The sequence below is a fragment of the Azospirillaceae bacterium genome (assembly GCA_028283825.1).
Lineage (GTDB): Bacteria > Pseudomonadota > Alphaproteobacteria > Azospirillales > Azospirillaceae > Nitrospirillum.
Window position 1 is genome coordinate 567,218 of the sequence record JAPWJW010000002.1, and the last position, 21,518, is coordinate 588,735.

At 68.3% G+C, this 21,518-nt stretch carries 19 protein-coding genes; 9 read left to right on the top strand and 10 right to left on the bottom strand.

The window, feature by feature from the left end:
* Positions 1 to 18: 18 nt before the first annotated feature.
* The 8 genes from PW843_11115 (at position 19) to PW843_11150 (ending at position 7,510) form a co-directional block, all read left to right on the top strand.
* Complete coding sequence (locus PW843_11115) at positions 19 to 1,404, top strand: tetratricopeptide repeat-containing glycosyltransferase family protein (GenBank protein ID MDE1147154.1); 1,386 nt, start codon at positions 19 to 21, stop codon at positions 1,402 to 1,404.
* A 239-nt stretch (positions 1,405 to 1,643) separates the two neighbouring features.
* Positions 1,644 to 1,907, top strand: coding sequence for a hypothetical protein (locus PW843_11120; protein ID MDE1147155.1), 264 nt, complete (start codon positions 1,644 to 1,646; stop codon positions 1,905 to 1,907).
* A gap of 433 nt (positions 1,908 to 2,340) precedes the next feature.
* Positions 2,341 to 2,679, top strand: coding sequence for a transposase (locus tag PW843_11125; GenBank protein ID MDE1147156.1), 339 nt, complete (start codon positions 2,341 to 2,343; stop codon positions 2,677 to 2,679).
* Positions 2,676 to 3,029, top strand: coding sequence for an IS66 family insertion sequence element accessory protein TnpB (tnpB, locus tag PW843_11130; GenBank protein MDE1147157.1), 354 nt, complete (start codon positions 2,676 to 2,678; stop codon positions 3,027 to 3,029). The genes PW843_11125 and tnpB overlap by 4 nt, the downstream gene beginning before the upstream one ends.
* A gap of 61 nt (positions 3,030 to 3,090) precedes the next feature.
* Complete coding sequence (locus PW843_11135; protein ID MDE1147158.1) at positions 3,091 to 4,686, top strand: IS66 family transposase; 1,596 nt, start codon at positions 3,091 to 3,093, stop codon at positions 4,684 to 4,686.
* Positions 4,683 to 5,369: a YecA family protein gene (locus PW843_11140; GenBank protein ID MDE1147159.1), complete on the top strand. Its 687-nt coding sequence runs from the start codon at positions 4,683 to 4,685 to the stop codon at positions 5,367 to 5,369. The genes PW843_11135 and PW843_11140 overlap by 4 nt, the downstream gene beginning before the upstream one ends.
* A 237-nt stretch (positions 5,370 to 5,606) precedes the next feature.
* A complete protein-coding gene (locus tag PW843_11145; protein ID MDE1147160.1) occupies positions 5,607 to 6,275 on the top strand; it encodes an ATP-binding cassette domain-containing protein in 669 nt (222 codons plus the stop codon).
* The gene (locus PW843_11150; GenBank protein MDE1147161.1) at positions 6,272 to 7,510 is read left to right on the top strand and encodes an ABC transporter permease; all 1,239 of its coding nucleotides are present in this window, start codon (positions 6,272 to 6,274) and stop codon (positions 7,508 to 7,510) included. Before PW843_11145 ends, PW843_11150 begins: the two co-directional genes overlap by 4 nt.
* Before the next feature lie 77 nt (positions 7,511 to 7,587).
* Here PW843_11150 and PW843_11155 read toward each other — a convergent pair whose 3' ends face one another.
* Complete coding sequence (locus tag PW843_11155; GenBank protein ID MDE1147162.1) at positions 7,588 to 7,896, bottom strand: hypothetical protein; 309 nt, start codon at positions 7,894 to 7,896, stop codon at positions 7,588 to 7,590.
* An 81-nt stretch (positions 7,897 to 7,977) separates the two neighbouring features.
* Between PW843_11155 and PW843_11160 the strand changes: the two genes are divergently transcribed.
* Complete coding sequence (locus tag PW843_11160) at positions 7,978 to 8,376, top strand: DUF3299 domain-containing protein (GenBank protein ID MDE1147163.1); 399 nt, start codon at positions 7,978 to 7,980, stop codon at positions 8,374 to 8,376.
* Positions 8,377 to 8,489: 113 nt separating this feature from the next.
* Here the strand turns inward: PW843_11160 and PW843_11165 are convergent, their stop codons facing one another.
* The 9 genes from PW843_11165 to nosD form a co-directional block, all read right to left on the bottom strand.
* Complete coding sequence (locus PW843_11165; protein ID MDE1147164.1) at positions 8,490 to 10,538, bottom strand: hypothetical protein; 2,049 nt, start codon at positions 10,536 to 10,538, stop codon at positions 8,490 to 8,492.
* A gap of 38 nt (positions 10,539 to 10,576) precedes the next feature.
* Positions 10,577 to 12,082 (bottom strand): tryptophan 7-halogenase, encoded by a 1,506-nt coding sequence (locus PW843_11170; protein MDE1147165.1) that lies wholly within the window; start codon positions 12,080 to 12,082, stop codon positions 10,577 to 10,579.
* Positions 12,083 to 12,164: 82 nt separating this feature from the next.
* Positions 12,165 to 15,095, bottom strand: coding sequence for a TonB-dependent receptor (locus tag PW843_11175; protein ID MDE1147166.1), 2,931 nt, complete (start codon positions 15,093 to 15,095; stop codon positions 12,165 to 12,167).
* Between the two features lie 67 nt (positions 15,096 to 15,162).
* On the bottom strand, positions 15,163 to 16,119 hold the full coding sequence (locus PW843_11180) for a FecR domain-containing protein (protein MDE1147167.1): 957 nt from the start codon (positions 16,117 to 16,119) through the stop codon (positions 15,163 to 15,165).
* Positions 16,116 to 16,721, bottom strand: coding sequence for an RNA polymerase sigma factor (locus tag PW843_11185; GenBank protein MDE1147168.1), 606 nt, complete (start codon positions 16,719 to 16,721; stop codon positions 16,116 to 16,118). Before PW843_11185 ends, PW843_11180 begins: the two co-directional genes overlap by 4 nt.
* Before the next feature lie 145 nt (positions 16,722 to 16,866).
* Positions 16,867 to 17,868 (bottom strand): FAD:protein FMN transferase, encoded by a 1,002-nt coding sequence (locus tag PW843_11190; GenBank protein MDE1147169.1) that lies wholly within the window; start codon positions 17,866 to 17,868, stop codon positions 16,867 to 16,869.
* A complete protein-coding gene (locus tag PW843_11195) occupies positions 17,865 to 18,392 on the bottom strand; it encodes a nitrous oxide reductase accessory protein NosL (GenBank protein ID MDE1147170.1) in 528 nt (175 codons plus the stop codon). Before PW843_11195 ends, PW843_11190 begins: the two co-directional genes overlap by 4 nt.
* Positions 18,392 to 19,222 carry an ABC transporter permease gene (locus PW843_11200; protein MDE1147171.1) on the bottom strand — a complete coding sequence of 277 codons (831 nt, stop codon included), beginning with the start codon at positions 19,220 to 19,222 and terminating at the stop codon, positions 18,392 to 18,394. Before PW843_11200 ends, PW843_11195 begins: the two co-directional genes overlap by 1 nt.
* Positions 19,219 to 21,516: a nitrous oxide reductase family maturation protein NosD gene (gene nosD, locus PW843_11205; GenBank protein ID MDE1147172.1), complete on the bottom strand. Its 2,298-nt coding sequence runs from the start codon at positions 21,514 to 21,516 to the stop codon at positions 19,219 to 19,221. The genes PW843_11200 and nosD overlap by 4 nt, the downstream gene beginning before the upstream one ends.
* Positions 21,517 to 21,518 lie beyond the last annotated feature (2 nt).

Consider the following 21,518-nt stretch of genomic DNA (forward strand, 5'->3'; position numbering starts at 1 on the left):
TGGGTCGGAGAAGAGTGAGTGGACACGGTTCAAGTGACGGAAGTCTTGAGCGCTCCGGAAGTCCTGCGCCAGGCGACGGCGCTGCACGATGCGGGCAAATATGCGGAAGCCGAGGTGATGCTGCGGGAAGCCATCGCCCGCCTGGGCCATGACGGCGATTTGCTGAACGCGCGCGGCGTCATGTTCGCGCAGATGGGGCGGCACCTGGATGCCTTGTGGTGCTACCGCGACGCGGTGGCGGCCAACCCGCGCGGGTCGGGCATCTGGACCAACCTGGGCAATGCGCTGACCAAGCTGAAGTACCTGAAAAGTGCCGTCAACGCCCACCGCCGGGCCATCGAGCTGGCGCCCCGGGATGTGCTGCTGCACCACAACCTGGGCACCTCGCTGGCGGAGGCCGGCGACCATGGGGAGGCGGTGCTGTCCTTCAGCCGCGCCCTGGAGCTGAACCCGGATTTCCACAAGGCGCGTTGGGACCGGGGGCGCAGCTACCTCTACTTCGGCAACTACCTGCCGGCGTGGGAGGATTACGAGGTCCGGCTGATCAGCGGCCAGGTGCCGATCCGCGAGAACCTGAAAAGCGCCAAGTGGGATGGCCGCCCCTACGGCGGCAAGCGCTTGGTGCTGCTGGCGGAGCAGGGGTTCGGCGACACGCTGTGGGTGGCGCGCTATCTGTCGCGGGTGAAGGCGCTGGGCGGGGAATTGATCGTCGAATGCCAGAAGGAGATCATTCCCCTGCTGGCGGAAATGGGCGTCGCCGACCAGTTGATCCCCTGGGGGGCGCCGTTGCCGGAAGCCGACTACCACGCCCATCTGTGCAGCCTGCCCGGCCTGTTCACGGCGGATTTCGCCCGCATCCCGACCCAACCCTACCTGAAGGCGCCGGCTGACCGGCGGGCGAAGTTCACGCAATTGGTGGGCCCCCGCGACGGCCGCCTGCGGGTGGGGGTCGTCTGGTCCGGCAGCACGACCTTCAAGCGCAACGAGGAACGGGCCCAGCCGCTGCTGCGTTTCTTCCAGGCCTTCGCGCTGCCCGGCGTCCAACTCTACAGCCTGCAGAAGGGGCCGCCGGAGAAGTCGCTGCATGACTTGCCCAAGGGGGGGCCCATCATCGACCTGGCTCCGCACCTGGGCGATTTCGCCGACACCGCGGCGGCGATCGAGCAGATGGACCTGATCATCATGACCGACAGTTCCGTGGCCCACCTGTCGGGTGCGCTGGGCAAGGAGGTCTGGGTGCTGCTGGGCCATGTCGCCCATTGGTTGTGGCTGCTGGACCGTACGGACTGTCCCTGGTACCCGTCCATGCGTCTGTTCCGCCCGCGCGCGGAGGGCGACTGGGACAACGTCTTCGACAGTGCGTCGCTGGAGCTGACCATGCGCACCAAGATCTTGAACCTCTGATACGAAAACGCGCCGGGCTGCTGCCCGTGCCCAAGGCGGCCCCCGTCACGTGCAGGCAGTCGGCGGCACGGGGGGAAGCCGACGACGCACGCCGGTGAACATCTCGTCCGTCATGATGGATGCAGGGGGCTCAAGCCATCCGGGGCGGGGGCTATACCACCAGGCGTATTGCCCCCGGCCTATAGCAACTATTGGGGACGGAGTATATCTTGTCTGACCAGTCGAAAGGGGGGGCTTAAATGGCGAATTCAGGTCAGGAGTTGCAAGTCGTCCCGCATAAGCGCGAATTGAACATGCTCGACCCGAGTGACCTGATCGATGCGCTGTATGAGGCACGGCAGGTCTGCAACGAAAAGACGACCGCCTACGCGGGGAAGAAACTCGATATCGCCGACGTGGATGAGGCTTATCTGCAATGCGCAAAAATAGAAAACATGCTCAAGGAGTGTCTTGGGGATGGGTACATGACGATTTACAAGGCAAGATATCCAAAAATAATCTGAATTTACCAACGAATAACACAACACTTTATTTGTGAAATTAACCAAATTCTATTAATGTAGTAAATATGCGTGTGCGCTGGTGTGGTGATTGCTATCTATTGGACGAAACTGTCTGAAATTCATCAAGCGCTGCCGCCAGGCTTCCAAAATACATCTTCGGTCATTCGCCCCGTTCCGCTCTAATGTCCCAATGGCTTGGCGGACATCATTTTAGGCCCCAGGTCCACGATTCCACTGCGGACGATGTGCATTTTTCCATAATAAATCCACCATTGGCTGTCAGTTAATTATGGACGCCATTCGTTGGTGAGTAAGCGCTGTTTTGCCCCCACGTCGTCCGGCATCCCACGATGTGCGACGATCGGGCCTGTTGAAGGAGGCCCGGTTGGATCGTTTGCCCATTAATTTGCCAATCAATGAGCCCACGTCGCTTTTGGCGGAGGTGCTGGACGGACCTGAGCGTCGGCGCCGGTGGAGTGCTGAAGAGAAGGCGCGGATCGTGGCGGAGAGTAGGGAGCCGGACGCGGTGGCGAGCGCCGTGGCGCGGCGTCACGGGATGCATCGGAACCAGTTGTATGCGTGGCGCCGGGAACTTCGCGGCGAGGAGAAGGCGGTCGGCATCACGTTCGCACCCGTGCTCGCGGAAGGGATGGCGGCGGCGACAGGTCCGGGTATCGAGATCGCCTATGCGGGCGCCGTGATCCGAGTAGGCGATGATACCGATCCGGCCCTGCTGGCGCGGGTGCTGCGCACGCTGAAGCGGCTGGGATGATCATCCCCCCGTCCGGCATCCGGGTTCTGGTGGCGACGCGGCCGGTGGACTTCCGCCGCGGTGCTGACGGCCTGGCAGCGCTGGTGCAGGAGGTGCTGGCGCAGGACCCGTTCTCGGGGACGGTCTTCGTGTTTCGCTCCAAGCGCACGGATAGACTGAAGCTCCTGGTCTGGGATGGCACCGGGTTGGTGTTGGTGTGGAAGCGCCTGGAGGCCGGCGCCTTCCGCTGGCCGCCGATCACCGACGGGGTTATGCGGCTGTCGGGCGCACAGATGGAGGCGCTGTTGGCCGGGCTGGACTGGAGCCGGTTGCACGTCCCGCGGCAGGGACGTCCGAAAGCCGCGCAATAGCGCCGGGGCCGCAGGGGGCTATGGCCCAAGTGGCTGATTCCGTGCTATAAATGCCGCTACCATGCGGATTGATCCCGACACCCTTCCGGCCGACGTCGAGGCCTTGCGCGCCCAGGTTCTGGCGCTGGCGGAGACGTTGGAGGCCGAGCGGACGGAGCGCCGACGGGTCGAGGATCTGAACGACCGGTTGCGCCACCTCATCCGCCAACTGCAGCGCATGCAGTTCGGCCCGCGGTCGGAGCGGCTCGATGCCGACCAGCTCAACCTGGCGCTGGAGGGCGTTGAGCAGGCGCAGGCTGAGACCGAGGCGGTGGCGGAGAAGGATGATCCCGCGCTGAAGCGGCGGCGAACCGGCGAGCGCCGCAAGGCACGGGGATCGCTGCCGCCGCACCTGCCACGCGTCGAGGTGGTGGTGGCGCCGGAGAACACGGCCTGTCCCTGCTGCCGGGGCGCCATGCATGTGATCGGCGAGGACCGGTCGGAGCGGTTGGACGTGGTGCCAGCCCGCTACCAGGTGATCGTGACCCGCCGTCCCCGCTATGGCTGCCGCGCCTGTTCGGGCGCGGTGGTCCAAGCCCCGGCACCGGCCCGCCTGATCGAAGGAGGCTTGCCGACCGAGCGGCTGGTGGCGAATGTGCTGGTCACCAAATACGCCGATCACGTTCCCCTCTACCGGCAGGCCCAGGGCTTCGCCCGGCAGGGGATAAAGATCGACCGCTCGACCTTGGCCTTCTGGGTGGGCTATGCCGCCGCTGAATTGACGCCGGTCTGGCGGGCGATGCGTGCCAACCTGTTGAACTCCGCCAAGCTGTTCGTCGATGAGACCAGGGCGCCGGTGCTCGACCCGGGCCGGGGCAGGACCAAGAGCGGCTACTTCTGGGCGCTGGCGCGGGATGACCGGCCTTGGCGGGGAAGTGATCCGCCGGCGGTGGTCTATCACTACGCGCCTGGCCGGGGTGCCAAGCATGCCGCCGCCGTGCTCGACGGGTTCGCCGGCGTCATCCAGACCGACGGCTATACCGTCTACAAGACGGTAGCGGGCCGCACCGGCATCGGGCTCGCGCATTGCTGGGCGCATCTGCGGCGGGAGTTCGTCGACATCACCAAGACGGGACCGGCACCCATCGCCGAGGAGGCGTTGCGACGGATCGCCCGGCTCTACGCCATTGAGGCGGAGATACGGGGCCGCACGGCGGCGGAACGGCGATCCGTCCGGCAGGCACGGAGCCAGCCGCTGGTCGAAGAGTTCAAGCAATGGCTGGAGCGGCAACTGGGACGCGTCTCCGCCAAATCGACCACGGCTGAGGCCATCCGCTACGCGCTCAACCAGTGGACCGGCCTCGTCCGCTTCCTTGACGACGGGCGGATAGAGATCGATTCCAACACGGTGGAACGGAGCATCCGGCCCTTGGTCCTCAATCGCAAGAACGCGCTCTTCGCCGGTCATGACCGGGGGGCGGAGAACTGGGCGGTGATCGCCTCGCTCATCGAGACCTGCAAGCTGCAGGGCGTGAACCCGGAGGCCTACCTGGCCGACGTGCTGGCCCGGCTGGTCGACGGCTGGCCCAACGCGCGGCTGGCAGAGCTCACGCCGTGGGCCTGGGCCAAGGCGCAGGCCACCGTGACGGGGCCCATCGCGACGAGGTGTGCTGCATGACCATCACCTCCTCATCCACCGCCTGGCTGGGCCTCCTCACCTCGCCGGCGGCGCCGGGGAACGCGCTGTCGCCGCTGGCGCTGGAAGGCTATCTGACCGGCGTCGTGGTGGCGCCCGACCTGATCCCGCCCAGCCGCTGGATCGCCGCTCTCTGGGGCGACGAGGAACCGGTCTTCGACAACGACGCCGACCTCAATGCGGTGCTCGGCACGCTGATGACCCGTTACAACAGCCTCCTGAGCGAGATCGACGCCGGCCTTGAACGGCTGGAAACGGAGCGGGTCTGCGACTACCGCCCGGCCTTCCTGGACGCTGGAGAAAAGCCCACCCACCAGGCTGTCCGGGAATGGGTCTCCGGCTTCTGGCGGGCCATGGCTCTGGCGCCCGAGGGCTGGACCGCCTTTGCCGGAGATGAACGGCTGGAGGCGGTCATCACCCCCTTCGCCGGCTTCATCGACCTCGACGACGGCGCCTTCGTCCCCGCCGAGGACATCGACGAACGCCTCAATGAGGCCGCCGGACAAATCCCCCGCGCCATCCTCGTCCTGCACAAGATCGCCAAGATCAGAGCGGCACGCGGCCCCCGGAAGGCGGAGCCGATCCGCCAGGCCAAGGTCGGCCGCAACGACCCGTGCCCCTGCGGATCAGGCAAGAAATACAAGCGCTGCTGCGGCGCCAACTGAACCGTCAACCGCTATGCCGGTGGGGCGTACGCACCGCTTACGTTGGTGATCATCCGACGCCGGGAATATTGGCACCAAATCGTAAAATCGCCCGCACCGGGCGGGGGCCCGCGTGGACGCCCCGCCGCGGCCGCGTGATGGCCCCGGTGAGGCGCGACAAGAAAGGCATGGACGGTTCCGGGCGGAGCCGATATTTAGTTATGTTATAACGTAACTAATTTATCGCCAGGATCGCCCATGCCCTTGCCACCCCTGATCCATCTGCGTGACCTGCGCCATGCGGTGGCCGGCCGCCTTGTGTTGGACCTGCCCGACTGGCGGGTGAATTCCGGTGATCACGGACTGTTGCTGGGGCCCAGCGGCAGCGGCAAGACCACTTTGTTGCAGATCATCGCCGGCCTGCTGGCGCCGACGGCGGGGCAGGTGACCGTGGCGGGGCAGGACATGACCAGCCTGAGCGAAGGCGTGCGCGATGTGGTGCGCGGCGCCTGCATCGGCCTGGTGTTCCAGCAACTGCACCTGGTGAACGCCCTGACGCTGGCCGACAATCTGCGGCTGGCGCAACGGCTGGCCGGGTATCCCCTGGATGACGGCCGTGTCGCCGACCTGCTGGACCGCATCGGCCTGGGTCCTCTCGCCCAGGCCTATCCCCGGCAGCTTTCGCAAGGCGAACGCCAGCGCCTGGCCATCGCCCGCGCTGTCGTCAACCGGCCGGCGCTGGTGCTGGCGGACGAACCCACCAGCGCGCTGGACGACGGCAATTGCCAGCGCCTGCTGGATCTGATGCTGGAGCAGGCGGCCGAGAACGGCGCCACCCTGCTGATCGCCACCCATGACGCGCGGCTGAAGACCCGCCTGTCCACCCGGCTGGTGCTGGCGTCCCCCGTTCTGGGGGCCGCGGCATGACCGGCACCCTGGGTCCCATCGGCCTCAGCCTGGCGTATTTGCGCCGGAACCGCCTGGCCACCGGCCTGAACCTGCTGCTGCTGGCGCTGGGCGTGGCCGCCATCGCCGGCCTGGCGCTGATCGACGCCCAGATGCAGGGCCGGCTGACCCGCGATGTCGCCGGCATCGACCTGGTGGTGGGCGCCAAGGGCAGCCCGCTGCAACTGATCCTGTCCAGCGTCTACCAGGCCGACGTGCCCACCGGCAACGTGCCGCTGGCGACGCTGGAGGATTTGCGGCGCAACCCGCTGGTGAAACAGGCCATCCCGGTGGCGCTGGGCGACAGCTATCGCGGGTTCCGCATCGTGGGCACCACGCCGGATTACCCGGCCCACTACCAGGCGGTACCGGCCGAGGGGCGGATGTTCGCCGCGGCGATGGAGGCCACGGTGGGGGCATCCGTGGCGCGGGCGGCCGGGCTGCGCGTGGGCGACACCATCGCCGGCAGCCACGGCCTGACCCCGGGTGGGGAGGTGCACGCCCACATGCCCTATACCATCGTCGGCATCCTCGCCCCCACCGGCACGGTGGTGGACCGCCTGGTGCTGACGCCGGTGGAAAGCGTCTGGGCGGTGCACGACCACCATCATCACCATGACGACGATGGCGATGGGGATGGCGACCATGCGGAAGTGCCGGGCACCCAGCCACCGCGCGAGGTGACGGCCATCCTGGTGCGCTACGCTTCGCCATTGGCCGCCGCCCGGTTGCCGCGGGCCATCAACAGCGAAAGCGGCGCCCAGGCCGCCAGCCCGGCCGCCGAACTGGTCCGCCTGATGTCCTTGCTGGGGGCGGGGCTGGATGCCTTTCGCGCCATCGGCGTGCTGCTGGTGCTGACCTCGGCACTGGGCACCTTCGTGGCGCTGACCAACGCCTTGCAACAGCGCCGCTATGATCTGGCGGTCATGCGCAGCCTGGGCGCCAGCCGCGCCCGCATCGTTGTCCAGATCGGGGTGGAGGCGCTGCTGGTCAGCGGGACCGGAACCCTGGCCGGCCTGGCGCTGGCCCATGGCGGGCTGGCCTTGTTCGCGACCCTGTCGCCCCGGGCCCGCGACTTCGGCCTCAGCCCGTGGACGGTGGTGCCGGCGGAACTGGGCCTGCTGGGCCTGGCGGTCGCGGTTGCCGCCGTGGCGGCGGCGCTGCCGGCCATCCAGGCCTATCGCACCGACGTGGCGCGGACGCTGGCGCAGTCCTGATTTAGAGCGGGTCGCGTAAAGGCGGAATCGCCTTGAAGCGTGAATCCGCTCGCGGACAGACTCAACTAGAGTCGGCTCTAGTGGCACCACTCCGTGCCGTAGGGTGTGGGATGACAGCACAGGCCCGATGCGCCCGGCGGCGCGTCAGGTCCCAGGGTGGCCTGATAGGCGCGCGCGGCCTCCCGCCATTTCTCCTCCCGCATGTTGCGGATGGCGGCGGCGGCCAGTTCCGGGTCTTCCGGCGTGGTGCTGGTCGCCCGCGGCGGGGTGGCCGGGGTGGGCGCCTGGGGCGGTGGGGCGGATGTGGTCGTCGCGTCCTGCGCCCGCGCCGTCCCGGCGGCCAAGCCTATGGCCAGCGCCATGATCCCAACGATTGCCCTGTTCATCGTCCCGTTTCCCGTCGAAGTGCTGGAATTGAGAGATGTTATAACATAACGTCTTTTTATCGCCATCCACGGAATTGCCCCATGCCGCTGCCCCACCGTCCGGTCCTGCTGCTGGCCGCCCTTCTTCCCGTCTTGATGCCGTCCTCCGCCCTGGCCTTGCGCCTGGAAAAGGGGACGGCCCCCAAGGTGCAGGACATTCCCCGGGCCACCCTGGGCTGGGACAGGATCGCCGACGTGAAGGAGGTCGAGGTCAAGGTGAAGAACGGCACGCGGCTGCGCGCCATCTTCGGCCCGAACGTGCAGCATATGGCGGGGCAGAGCCTGACCCTGGGCGGCTATATCATCCCGCTGGAACAGACGGAGCGCTCCACCCATTTCCTGTTGAGCGCGCTGGCCCCCAGCTGCCCCTTCTGCCCGCCGCCGGGCGCGGCCGACGGTGGTGGAGGTACGCACGACGGTGCCGGTCACCGTCAGCTATGACCTGGTGGTCGTTACCGGTACCGTGCGCCTGACGCCGGATGACGAGAATTGCCTGTATTATCATCTGGACGGCGCCAGCCCCCAATCCGGGGGCTGACGGCTCGGGCGGCCGGTCAATGCTTGGGCGGCTGCACCGCCAGGTAGACGGTGCTCCACAGCTGGGCGGCGTTGGACTCATCGGCATCGCCGCCGCCGGCGCCGAAGGGGGCCACCACATAGTGCCCGTCGCGGAAGTCCCAGGACCACAGTTCGGAGCTTTGCACGCCCTTGGCGGCGTCGATCACCTGCCATAGGGCCGTCTGCATCCGAGTCAGCTTGGCCCTGGTTCCGGCCGGCAGGTCGGTTCGGGTGAGCTGCCGGGCCAGGCCGGCGGCGGTCAGCGCCTGCTGCCAGGACCAGACCACCGTGCCGTGATAGGCGGTACGCGGGAACAGGTCCTGCACCGCTGCCGGAGCGTAGGCCGGGTTGGCCACCACCATGCCGATGCCGGTCATCAGGCCGGCCGGGAAGGGGCGGTCGGCGGCATCCATGGCGGCGTCCAGCGCCTGGGCTGTGGGGCGGCTGAACAGCAGGTCGAACCCCTCATCGGAATTCAGCACCGGGATGGGCTTGCCCGCCGCGTCCAGCGACAGGGCGTGGAAACGCACCGGCGCCAGAGGCAGGGCGGCCAGGGCGGCATCGGCCGGCACGCCCACCTTGGCGGCGTAGGCGGCGACGGCCATGCGCGCCGCGTTCGGGGTCACCGTCACCTCAAACAGGGCGGGGGCCTTGGCCCGCCAGACCTTGGCCAGGGTGGCGGCCTTGGCGAGATCCGTGCGGGCCGCGCCGTCCAGCCACGGGTCCAGCAGCTTGGCGGCCAGCAGGGCGTCCACCGCCTCCAGTGCCGCCGGCACCAGGATGGCGTTGACGTCATAGGGATAGACGCCGCCGCCCAGGCCGTCGTTGCTGTCGCGCCACTCACCCACCGGCACGCCCGGCTTCAGCCGTATCAGGGTGTGGGCGCCGGGCGCGGCGGCGAAGGGTTCTGCCTGGGCCACCACCCGGCGCAGGTTGCGCACCAGGGCGGCACCCGCCGCCTCCGCATCCTGTCCAGCCGTTTGGCGCCCATCCGGGGCGGCCAGGAAGGCGGCGGCCGTGGCCCGGCCGCGCGCGTCGTCCACCAGCCAGGCCCGCGCCACCGGCGCCAGCAGGAAATCGCTGTCCACCATCTTGTAGTCATAGACCGGCGCGTCGGATTTGGTGCCGTCGGTCTTCAGATGGTCCAGGATGGCGAATTCGCCGATATCCTCCTCATGCGCCACCTGTCCATCCGGCGACAGGCGGGCCAGGACGGAGCCCAGGCCCGCCTGCACCGCGTCCGGCTGCAAGGCCGGCATCAGCAGCATGACGGACATCAGGGTGTCGCGCCCGAAATAGGTGTGAAAACGCCAGGACCCGGCCAGCAGCTTTTCGCGATAGCTGAGGAAGGTCAGGGCGTCGCGCGCGGCCGGCTGGTCCGCTGCCTGGGCGTTCAACAGATGGTCGCCGGCCAGCGGGGTCAGCGGCGTCTCCCCCGTCAGCGCCGTGACGCGCAGGCCGATGGTACCGCCGGCGCCGGCCTTCAGGCCAGCGTCCGTCAACTGGCCGTGCGTCACCGTCACCGTCAGGCGATAGCCGGGCGCACCGTCCAGGCGGTCGCGGGCCCAGTCCAGCGTGTCGCCGGTGCGGGTGGACTGAACCTGAACCTGGGCCGGCAGGGTGTGCAGCCCCTCATAATCGCGCAACACCCGGGTGCTGGACAGCACGCCCTGGCGGGGCACGGCGCTGTCCGCCTTCAGCGTGGCCTCGAACACGATGCCGCGCATCGGGCGGCCCTGGCCGTCGGTGGCGGTCACCGGCCGGGGTGCACCGTCCAGGGCCCAGGTGGCAGTGTCGGCGGTGTCCAGCCACAGGCCCACGCTGCTGTTGCCGGCGGGGAAGGCCACCAGGATGCGGGCGTCCCGGCCGGAGCGCAGCAGCAGGTGGGCCGCCACATTGCCATCACGGGTGAAGCTGTTGAGGTTGCGCCCCTCCGTCAGGCTGTACGACAGCGCCGGGGCGGTGTCGGCGACGGCCGGCATCGGCGCCCAGGCCAGCGTCAGGGCCAGGACGGAACTGGAGAGCAGGTGGGAAAGGCGTGGCATCGGCGGGTCCTGTGGGGAAAGTCGGAAAGGGCTTGAGGTCACGCCGGTCCCATCATGCGGCGGATGTAATCCTCGTGCGTGGGCAAGGTGGCGGCGGCCTTGGCCATCTGTTCGCGCAGGCGCTTCAGATAGGTCAGGTTCTCCGCCGCCGGCACGGTGTCCAGCAGCGGGTTGTAGTCGGTGGCCCGCAGGCCCTGGCCCATCATCACGGCGAACCAGCTGGCCTCGCGGAACAGTTCATCGGTGGACAGCACGATACGGCCGGTGCGGGTGAAGTGCCGTTCCTTCCAGGTCAGGCCCTCCGGCACGGCCATGGCCTGGCAATGGCGCCATAGCGGCTCCTCCCGACCCTGGGTGCGGCTGTAGTGCAGCACCAGCAGATCGCGCACCGCCTCCACGTCGGCGCCATAGACCTGGTTGAACTGGTGGGATGTCTCTTCCGGGCAGTCGCGGGTGGGGAACAGGGACAGGAGCTTGGCGATGCCGCTCTGGATCAGGTGGATGGAGGTGGACTCCAAGGGCTCCAGGAAGCCGCTGGACAGGCCGATGGCCACCACGTTCTTGACCCAGGCGCGGGGCCGTCGCCCGGTCTGGAAGCGGATCAGGCGCGGGTCGGCCAGCGGCTTGCCGTCCAGGTTGGCCATCAGGGCGGCCGCCGCCTCATCCTCGCTGGCGAACGCGCTGCTGTAGACCATGCCGTTGCCAGTGCGGTGCTGCAGCGGGATGCGCCATTGCCAGCCGAAGGCGTGGGCGGTGGCGCGGGTGTAGGGCAGGGGGGCGGCCACCCGCTCACACGGCACCGCCAGGGCGCGGTCGCAGGGCAGCCAATGGGACCAGTCCTCGAACCCGCTTTTCAGGGTGCCGTCGATCAGCAGGGCGCGCAGGCCGGAGCAGTCGATGAACAGGTCGCCTTCCACCATCTCACCCCGGTGGGTGGTAAGGCGGGTGACGAAGCCGGTTTCCGGATCCTGCTCGATCCGTTCCACCTTGCCTTCGATACGCTTCACCCCGCGCGCTTCTGACCGGCGGCGCAGATGGGCGGCATAGAGGCCGGCGTCGAAATGGTAGGCGTAGCCCAGGGGGGCGAATATGGAATTGGGATCGGGGGCGGGCGGCCCGAAGCGGCCCTGCATCGCCGCCAGGGTGGCCAGGGAATAGTCCTGGTGGCTTTCCGTGGCTCCGTCCAGGCCGGCGCGGATCCAGCGATGGAAGAACATCTGCGCGTCGGCCGGTCCGCCATAGCGGCCGAAGGGGTGGAAATAGCGGCAGTCGCCGCCGTTCCAGCCGACGAACTCGATGCCCAGCTTGAAGGTGGCGCGGGTCTCGCGCAGGAACTGCCCCTCGTCCAGGTCGACCAGGCGGTTGAACCAGTGGATGGTGGGGATGGTGGCCTCACCCACGCCGATGATGCCGATCTCATCGGATTCGATCAGCGTCACCTCGAACTGCGGCGGGGTGTTCACCTTGGCCAGTGCCGCCGCCGTCATCCAGCCGGCGGTGCCCCCACCCAGGATGACGACCTTCCGGATCCGCCGATCTGACACGGGATGACTCTCCTCAAAAAGACGGGCGGCGGACATCGATCCGCCGCCCTCAGGGAGGGAACGGGAAGAAGGAAACGTGGGATCAGAACTTCACGGTCAGGGACACCATGGCGTTGGTGCCGACGATGCCGCGGCCGTAGAAATAGCCGTTGACGATTTCCTGGGTGAAGCCCTGGCGGGGGTTGCCCTCCGTCAGGCCCAACTCGTTGGTCACGTTGTCGACACTGACGTTCAGGGTGGTCGCCTGCGTCACGTTGTAGATGGCACCGATGCTGAGCACGCCGTAGCCGGGCAGTTCCACCTGGTTGCCGTTGTCGGCGAAGATGCGGCCGACATACTTGTAGCGCAGGTAGATCTGGCCCTTGTTGTCGGGCAGGTCGTATTCCGGCGTGATGGCGTACAAAAGCTTCGGCGTGCGGCCCGGGATCTTGCCGTCATAGAAGGCGGCCACCTGCGGCGCGATGTTGGTGCCGTTGACGTCGGTGTAGCCGACCTTGACGTTGCTGAACTTCGGATCCTGGTAGGTCGCCTGGGCATGGATGGCGAAGGCCCGCAGCGGCTCGTACGTCGGGCGGTAGAACAGGTCGACGTCGACGCCGTTGGTCTGGGAATCGGCGAAGAAGGCCTGGTTCAGGTTGGGGTTGTCGACGTCGACGCCGCCGCCCCAGTTCTGGTTGTTGAACTCCGTCCGGAAGCCGCGGATGGTGCCCGTCAGGCCATAGTCGGAATATGTCACGCCCGCCTCATACAGGGTCAGGGCGGTGGCGACGGCGTTGGTGCCCTGGGTCTGGTAGGCGTGGGCGTAGCGGCCGTAGACCGACAGGTTCTGGGCGATGGTGTAGTTGACGCCGGCGGTGACGTTCACCGGCGATTCATGGCCCGAGGTGTAGCTGTAGGTGCCGTTGAAGGCGTTGGGGTTGGTCTGCACGATGCCGCCGACGCCGGCCGGGATGGCCAGGGCCGAGCTGTTGCCCGCCACCGCGTCGGTATCCTCGCGCTCATACCGCACGCCGAAGTCGACGTGCAGATCCTGGTTCCAGGTGAACTCATTGTTCACATAGACGGATTTTGAGGTCTGGTGCGTGGCGCTGATGCCCTGGCCCCAGTCGCCGTAGGAGATCAGGCCGTTGTTGCTGATGGATCCCAGCACGCCGCCGGCGCTGTTCAGCGCGACGACGTCGTAGATGTTGGACCCGTTGCTCACGTCGTTGATGACGGTGGCGACGCCCGACTGGTCGGTGTTGATGTCGGTGGCGTAAATCATGCCGCCCACGGTCAGGCTGTTGGCCCAACTGTCGCCCGACGTTTCCCACTTGGCGCCGAAATCGCTGCCCCAGTCGCGCAGCTTGACCAGCTGGCGGTTCAGCACCGTCTGCTGCAGCAGGCCGTTGCCGTTCAGCGCGTTCAGGGCCGCCGTGTTGGACGCGGCGGTGATCTGGCCGGTGGTCAGGTTGCGGATGCCGAACTGCGCCGTGGTGGGGTAGGCCGCCAGGCCGGACTGCAGCAGGCTGTAGATGGGCGAGACGCTGCTGGGCGTCAGGTAATCGACCGCCGAGGCCAGGCCGCCGTTGCCGGTGCCGCTGCCGGCGAACACGCCGTTGAAGTTCCAGTCCGTCTCGGTGTACCGGCCCCGGAAGAACACGGACAGGCCGTTGTCGAACTCCCGCTCCCCATCCACGCGGAACTGGTGGCCCTTGGCGTGGATGCCTTCCTGCATGCTGAAATTGCGGAAGCACTGGCCGTTGGCGTAGCAGGAGTCCGGCACCGAGATGTTGGCGAAACCCTTGCCGATGATGTTGCCGTACTGGCTGTCCAGGCCGGCCACACTGGAAATCTGGCCGTTGCTGTAGGCGTAGGGCTGGTCGGCGTAGTAGGGGTCGTGCTCGTCCCAATCCTTGACGGTGAAGCGGATCCAGCCGTCTTCGAACTTGTGCTCCAGCTGCGCCTTGATGTGATAGGTGTCGTAGCGGAACGGGGAATCGCGCACGCCCGGCGTGCTGTCGTAATAGCCGGAAATGGCGAAGGCGGTGTCCTTCAGGCCCGGGATGGGCGAGGAAAACCACAGATCGCCGCGCCGGTCGCCATAGGTGGTGCCGGTCATGCGGGCGATGCCGCCGGCCTCATCGAAGTTCAGCTTGCGCGAGATGAAGTTGATGGAGGCGCCGGCCGCGTTGGGCGTCAGGATGCCCGAGCTGCCGCCCTGCAACGCCTCCACCCGCTCGATCGAGATGTCGTTCTGGAACACCTCGTCATCGTTCAGGCCGCCATAGATGCCGGGCATGCCGTCCTCGATCAGGCGGACGAACTGCTGGCTGCCGCCGGGCAGGCCGCGGACCGAGTAGTTGTTGGACACGGGGCCGGCGGTGGCCTCCACGAAGATGCCGGGAATGGTTTCCAGCACCTCGGCCGTGCTGCGCGCCGCCTTCTGGTCCAGGTCGCCCTCGTTCACCGCCGTGATGGCGACGGAGGCGTTCAGCAGGTTGCGCTTGGATCGCAGGCCGGTGACGATGATTTCCTGAAGGTCGGGGGCGCCGGCCACGGCGGTGTCGATGGTGTCCGCCTGCGCCACCTGGGGCTGGGCCACCACGGCGCCGGCCGCCGCCGCGTTGCGCACAGCCGGGGCCGCATCGGCGCTGCTGGCAGACTTGCGGCTGACCACCACGGCGCCCGAGGGGTCGCGGTGGACGGTCAGGCCGGTGTTGGCCAGGATGCTGTCCAGTGCCTGCTGTGCCGACAAGTGGCCTTGCGCGCCCTGGGTGCTGAGGCCGGCGACATCGTCGGCGCGGTAAATCAGCTGCGATCCCGTCTGGCGGATATAGCTTTCCAGCGCCGTGCGCAGGTCGCCGGCCGGAATGTTGATCGCGGTCTCGGTCGCCGTATCGGCGGCGGCCACAGTGATCGTTGGCGCGGTGGGGGACTGGGTGATGGATTCGGCGGCATGCGTCAAGGCGGGCCAGCAGACCGTCGTCATCAGGGCGGCCGAAACGGCACGCCGGATATTCGGATTTGGCACGATTCTCCCTAACTTCTTAAGTTATTGTATTTTGTAATGACGAAGGGCGCCGCCGGATCCCCTATCCTCAATTTGAAATTTTTATTTCCCACCCGTCGTCGTTTACCTTCAGCCCGAAACCGCTGTGCAGCAGCCGGGCGAAGGCGTCGACATTGGTGGCCTCGAAACTGCCGCCGATGCGGATGTCGCCCAGGGGGCCATCCACCGGCACCACCAGCTGCTTGCGGTTATAGCGGTTGAACTCCGCCGCCACCTCACGCAGTGGCCGGTCGGTGAAGACCAGCGCGCCCCGGCGCCAGCCCAGCGCGTCGCGCACCTGTTCCTCGCTGCGGTTGCTTTTGCGGATGGCTTTGGGCTGGGCCACGGCCGAGCCCAGCTGGGTCACCAGCGTGGGCGGCACGTCGTTGGGATGGGCCATGTCCTCCACCAGGACGGCGCCCTCCGCCACCACCACCTCCAGCCTGTCGCCATCGCGCCGCACGGAGAACTTGGTGCCGACATCGACGATGCGCAGGTCGCCGGCGATCACCACGAAGGGGTGCTTGTCGTCGTGCACGACCTCAAAGAACGCCTCACCCTTGTCCAGCCGCACTTCACGTGTCGTCTGGTCGACGGAGGCGCGCAGACGGGTGTTGGTGTTCAACTCGATCTGCGAGCCGTCCTGCAAATGCGCGGTATAGCGGTCGCCGACGCCGGTGCTGAACTTCTGGCCCCCGGCGAAGGGCCAATCCCAGTCCACCAGCGGCACCACGGCCACCAGGGCCACCGCCGCGGCCGTCGCCATCAGGGGCGCCCAGCGGCGCCAGGGCGCGCGCGGCGTGGATGGGCGTGCCGGAACCGGGGCGGTGCCCAGCCGGTCGGCATGCCGCCAGGCGGCCTCCAGCCGCAAATAGGTGACGCGATGGCGGGTGGAGGTGGCGATCCAGGCGTCGAAGCCGGCCGTGGCCGCCGCGTCCAGGGGGCCGGCATCCTGGCGGGCCAGCCAGCGGGCCGCCTGTTCCTCGATGGGGTCATGCTCGGTCATGAGCGGCCCGCCTTGTGTCCCGCTGGGTGTCCCGCCGGGTGCCCCATGGGCCGGGCCTGCCGGCCGAAGCGGCTGGCGATGGGTTCGGGAACGATGTCGACCATGGCGTCGGCGATCAGGCGGACGCCCTTCGCCACCTGCTGCTCCACCGTGCTTTCGCTGATGCCCATGCGGCGGGCGACATCGCGCTGGGGCAGGCCGTGCACCTTGCGCAGCAGGGTCACCTCGCGGCAGCGCGGCGGCAGGCGGTCGATCGCCGCCTGCAACAGGCGCAGCGCCTCGCGGCCCACGGCGCTCTGTTCCGGATTGGGGACGGTGTCGGCCACGTCCAGGCCTTCGCTGTCCAGGATGGTTTCGATCGACACCACCTGGGCGCGGCGCGCCCGGTCGATCAGCAGGTTGCGCGCGGTCATGAACAGAAAGGGCTTGGTCATGTCAGGGATGGCCACGGTCGCCGCCTCGTAGACGCGGGTGTAGATTTCCTGGCGCAGATCGGGAATCTCGCTCGCTTCCCGCCATTTGCGGCGCAGGTAACCGGTCAGCGCCGCCTCCAGCGGCAGGACTTCCTCGACAAACCATAAATCCACCGCGTTTCTGTTCACCGGACGCCATTCCTCCCTTGGTTTTTCCGCACCCTGAAGGTGCTGTTTCTATAGAGGACGAACGGGCGCCAAAAATCCCTGATGGGCAATTCCTAAAAAATGGGTAGGCCCACCTAAAATTCGTTATGAGGGAAGGGTGGGGTGGTCAGACCCGGCTGACGGTGCCATCCGTGCGCGACCGCCAGGCCTGGCAGTCCGGCACCTGCGCCAGGGTGCGGGCGATGGCGTCCGGGGGCATGACGCTGAAGGCGGTGGACAGGCCATCGGCCAGGGCGGCGGTGGGCGCCGCCACCGTCAGGCTGGATGACGGGTCGCTGCAACGGCCGGTGGTGGGGTCGAATAGATGGTTGAAGCGGCCGGTGGCCTCAAACGGGGTGCCGTAGGCGCCGGAGGTGGACAGGGCGCGGTCCACCAGGTCCAGGGTCAGGACCGTCGCGTCCTGCGCGCCCGGCCGCTTCACGCCGGCGGTCCAGGGGCGGCCGCTGGGGTGCCGACCCATGGCGCGGATTTCCCCCATGTCGACCAGCGCGCGTTCCACCCCCCGGGCGCGCATCAGGGCCACCACCCGGTCGGTGACATAGCCCTGGGCGATGCCGTTGAGGGTCAGGGCCATGCCCGGCCGCCGCAGGGTGATGCGGTCCGCCTCCACCGACAGGGCGTCGTGGCCGACATGGGCCAGGGCACGCGCCAGGACCGCCGGGGGCGGGCCCGCCGGATCGGCGTCAGGCCGGCTGAAATGGTCGGCGTACAGGGTCCACAGCGGTTGCACCGTCGGGTCGAAGGCACCACCGGTCAGCCGGGTGACGGCCTGGGCCTGGCCCAGCAAGGCCACCATGTCCGACGGCGGATCGGTCAGCGCGCCCTGCCGATTCAGGCGGTTCAGGGTGCTGTCCGGCCGGTACAGGCTGAAGATGCCCTCCAGCCGTGCCGCCTCCTCCAGGCTGGCGTGGATCAGCGCCTGGGCCTGGGCGGCATCGGGGTGGTTGATCAGCAGGCGGGCGTCCGCACCCAGCGTCACGCCGGACCAGCCGTGCAGGGTGGGGATGTCGGACGCCGCCGTGGCCCAGGCCCGGGGCGCCAGCAGCGGCAGGCCGGCGGCCGCGGCCACGATGGTGATGACGCGGCGGCGGGTGGGGTTCGGGCTCATGACGCGCCACCGGTCGCCGGCTTGTCCTCGCCCTCGAACACCGCGTGCCTGGGGATGGCGGCATAGGGCACGACGGTACCCTGGTGCTGGGCGGCGAAGCGCCGGGCGCCGTCCTCGGTGCCGAAGGGGAACAACTCCGCCCCGCCCATGGCGCCCGCCTCGGCGCTGCCCACCACGTAGAAGGCGTTGCGGGCGTCGATCCAGGCCGTGAGTGCCGGGTGGTATTGGTCGGCCAGCTTGTCCATGTCCGTCACGTAGATGGCGGCGATGTCCTTGGGCTCCTCCGGCAGCAGGGTGTAGGCCACGGTATCGCGGACGGAGGAGAACCAGACCGGCGTGGGATCGCCCTTCAGCAGGATCTGGCCCTTGGGTCCGGCATGCTCCGTCACCGCCATGTTGCAGAAATGGGCGATGTCGCCGTCGGCCAGGGCGTGCGGTGCCGGTGGGGCCGCCGCCTCAGGTTTCGGCTTGCAGCCGGCCAGCGCCAGCACGGCCAGGACGGCCAGGATGTAGGATTGGCGCATCAGATTTCCCTTCGCGAGAACAGCCAGGCCGCCAGGGCCAGGGGCACGGCGGTCCAGCCCAGCAGCACGGCCAACAGGGGACCGCGCCCCAGATGGATTTGCCCCGCCACCCCGGCCATGCCGGCGAACTGGCTGACTTGGGCCGCACCGGTCAGGTTGAACAGGCGGAAGGCGTCGGCCGGGTTGGCCAGCATCAGCCAGTTCAGCAGGCCGACGCCGATGGTGCGGCCCTGGTCCGCCACCAGCGCGCCCAGCAAAGCCATGTCGAACACCAGTACGAACACCAGCCACAGGCCGATGGCGATGCCGCCGGCCGCCGCCCGGTCACGCACCAGGGCGCTGATCAGATAGCCGAGTGCGATGAACACCGCACCCAGCAGGATGCTGGACCCGATCAGCGCGCCGAAGGCGGCCCAGCCTTCGGGCCCGGCATCGACGCCGGTCAGCGCCAGCGCGGCCCCGGCGGCGCCGTAGCCCACCAGGGTGGCGAAGGCCAACAGGGCCAGGTGGCCCAGGAACTTGCCCACCACCACCTGCCCCCGCGACACGGGGTATGAGAGCAGCAGGCTCATGGTGCCGCGATCGACCTCCCCCACGATGGCGTCGAAGGACAGCAGCAGGGCGATCAGCGGCACCAGGAAGATGGTCAGGCTGGACAGGCTGACCACCACCACCTGCAGCGCGTCCACGCCCACGGTGCCGGTGGGCACGCTGCCCAGGAAGGACAGGCTCAAGGACAGCGTGGCCATCAGCAGGGTGGCCGCCGTGACCCAGCGGTTGCGCAGGCCGTCGCGGATTTCCTTGCCGGCCAGGATGAGGGGGATGGTCATGCGGCCTGCTCCTGTCGCAGGAAATGGGCGTACAGCTCATCCAGCGTCGGCTCGATGACGGCGATGTCGGTCAGCGGCAGGGCGGACAGGCGGCGCAGCACGGCGACCTTGTCGTCGCCGTTGCACAGGCATTCCACCGCCTCGCCATGCGCTTGGACGCGGCCGAAGGGGCCCAGGGCGTTTGCCACGCCCTCCGCGTCCGCACCCATAGTCCGGACGCGCACCGGCAGGTCGGCCAGGTGGCGCAGGCTGGCCAAGGTGCCGTCCGCGATTTTCAGGCCCCGGTTCATGACGATGATGCGGTCGGTCTGCCCCTCCAGCTCCGTCAGGGCGTGGGACGACAGCAGCACGGTGACGCCGGCGGTGCGCAGGGTCTGTACGATCTCATAGAACACCTGGCGCAAGGCGGGGTCCAGGCCGGTGGTGGGTTCGTCAAGGAACAGCACCCGGGGTTGGCCCAGCAGGGCCTGGGCCAGGCCCAGGCGCTGGCGCATACCCTTGGAATAGGTGCCGACGCGGCGGCCGGCCGCTTCCGCTTCCAGCCCCACATGGGCCAGCAGGTCGGCGTTGCCCCGGCGTGGCAGGCCCTTCAGCCGGGCGTAGAAGTCCAGCGTCTCCCGCCCGGTGAGCGAGGGGTGGAAGGCCAGGTTCTCCGGCAAATATCCCACGGCGCGGCGCAGGTGGGCGGCATGGGCGCCGGCCGGATCCTCGCCCAGCAGGCGCACCTGACCCCGGCTGGGGTGGATCAGGCCCAGCATCAGCTTGATCAGGGTGCTTTTGCCGGCGCCGTTGTGGCCCACCAGGGCCACGCACTGGCCCGGTTCCAAATCCAGGCTCACCTGGTTCAGCGCGGCGCGGCCGCCGTAGATTTTACTGACCTGGTCGATGGTGACGGTGGCGGTCATGGCAGGGCGCTCGCGGTATCGGGGGAAGGGGCTGCGTCCAAGGGTGGCGGCTTCATCAGGGGGGCGCTGTCCACCACCCCGCCGGGATGCAGGGCGGGGAACTGCGCCTGGGCCCAGCGGATGACCTGGACGGCCGGGCTGTTCAGCAGCAGCTTGGCCGCCGGCAGGCGCCAGACGACGCGGTCCACCAGGTCGTTGGGGCGGTAGTGCCTCATCCGCGATGCCGTCGCCGTTCAGGTCGAAGGCGGGATTGTCGCTCCAGTAATTGCCGCGGCCGTGGTCGGACCAGTCCAACGAGCGGGTGCCCACATACATGACCTGGGTGCGGTTGGCGATGAAGGCGTTGCCGGTCATCACGTTGCGTTCGGCCCCGGCGGTGAAGTGGATGCCGATCTCGCACCCCTCGAACCGGTTGTCGGCCAGGCGGTTCTTGTTGGCGTTGTAGACGAAGACGCACTTGGCGGTGCCGATGCGCAAGGTCGGGCCCGCCGCGCGGCCGGGCGTCATCGCCGCGTCGCCGTCGCCGGCGGCGTTGACCGTGGCGGCGGTCACCATGGGCTTTGAAAAACGGCCCAGCACCCGGTTGCCGGTGATGACGGAGCCGTTGGCGTAGTTCAGCAGCAGGCCATAGTCGCGGTCGCGCACCGACTGGTTGCCCCGGATTTCCAGCTGGCTGGAGAACATGAGCGCGAAGCCGATGTCGTTGTCGAGCGACACGTTGTCCAGGATGCGGCTGTCGTTGGTGTACATGTAGTGGATGGCGAACCGCACGCCTTCCATGTGGTTGCCCTGGAACAGGTCCTGGCGGCTGGCGTTGGCGAAGATGCCGTCGCGGCCGCCGGTGATGCGGTTGGCGACGATGCGGGCGCCGGGGGCGTTCCACACGGTCACGCCATTGCCCCGCTGGCTTATGGGCAGGTCGGTGCGCCCGGCGATGTCGTTGTCCGCCACCACCGCGTCCTGCGGGCCCTGGACGTAGACGCCGTAGAGGTTGCCGGTGAGACGGTTGCCCACGATGCGGGCGCGGGCGGCCGTGGGTTGCAGCAGCACGCCGGCGTCCATCCCGCGCTGGTCGGTGCCGGAACCGGTCAGGGTCAGGTGGCGCACGGTCACGTCGGGCCCCGTGACCGTGACCACCCGCCCCTGGCCCCGCGCGTCCAGGACGGCCGCATCCGGCCCGGCGCCCTCCAGGGTCAGGGGTTTGTCGATGGTGATGCCGCCGGGGTAGACGCCCGGCGCCAGGCGCAGGACGTCCCCCGGTGCCGCGGCCGCCACCGCGCGGGCCAGATCGTCCCCGCCCGGAGACACGTCCCGGACCGCGGCGCGGCCGGGGGCGACCCAGGCGGGACACGACAGCAGCAAAAGCCCGGCGATGGCGGTGCGGCGCATCG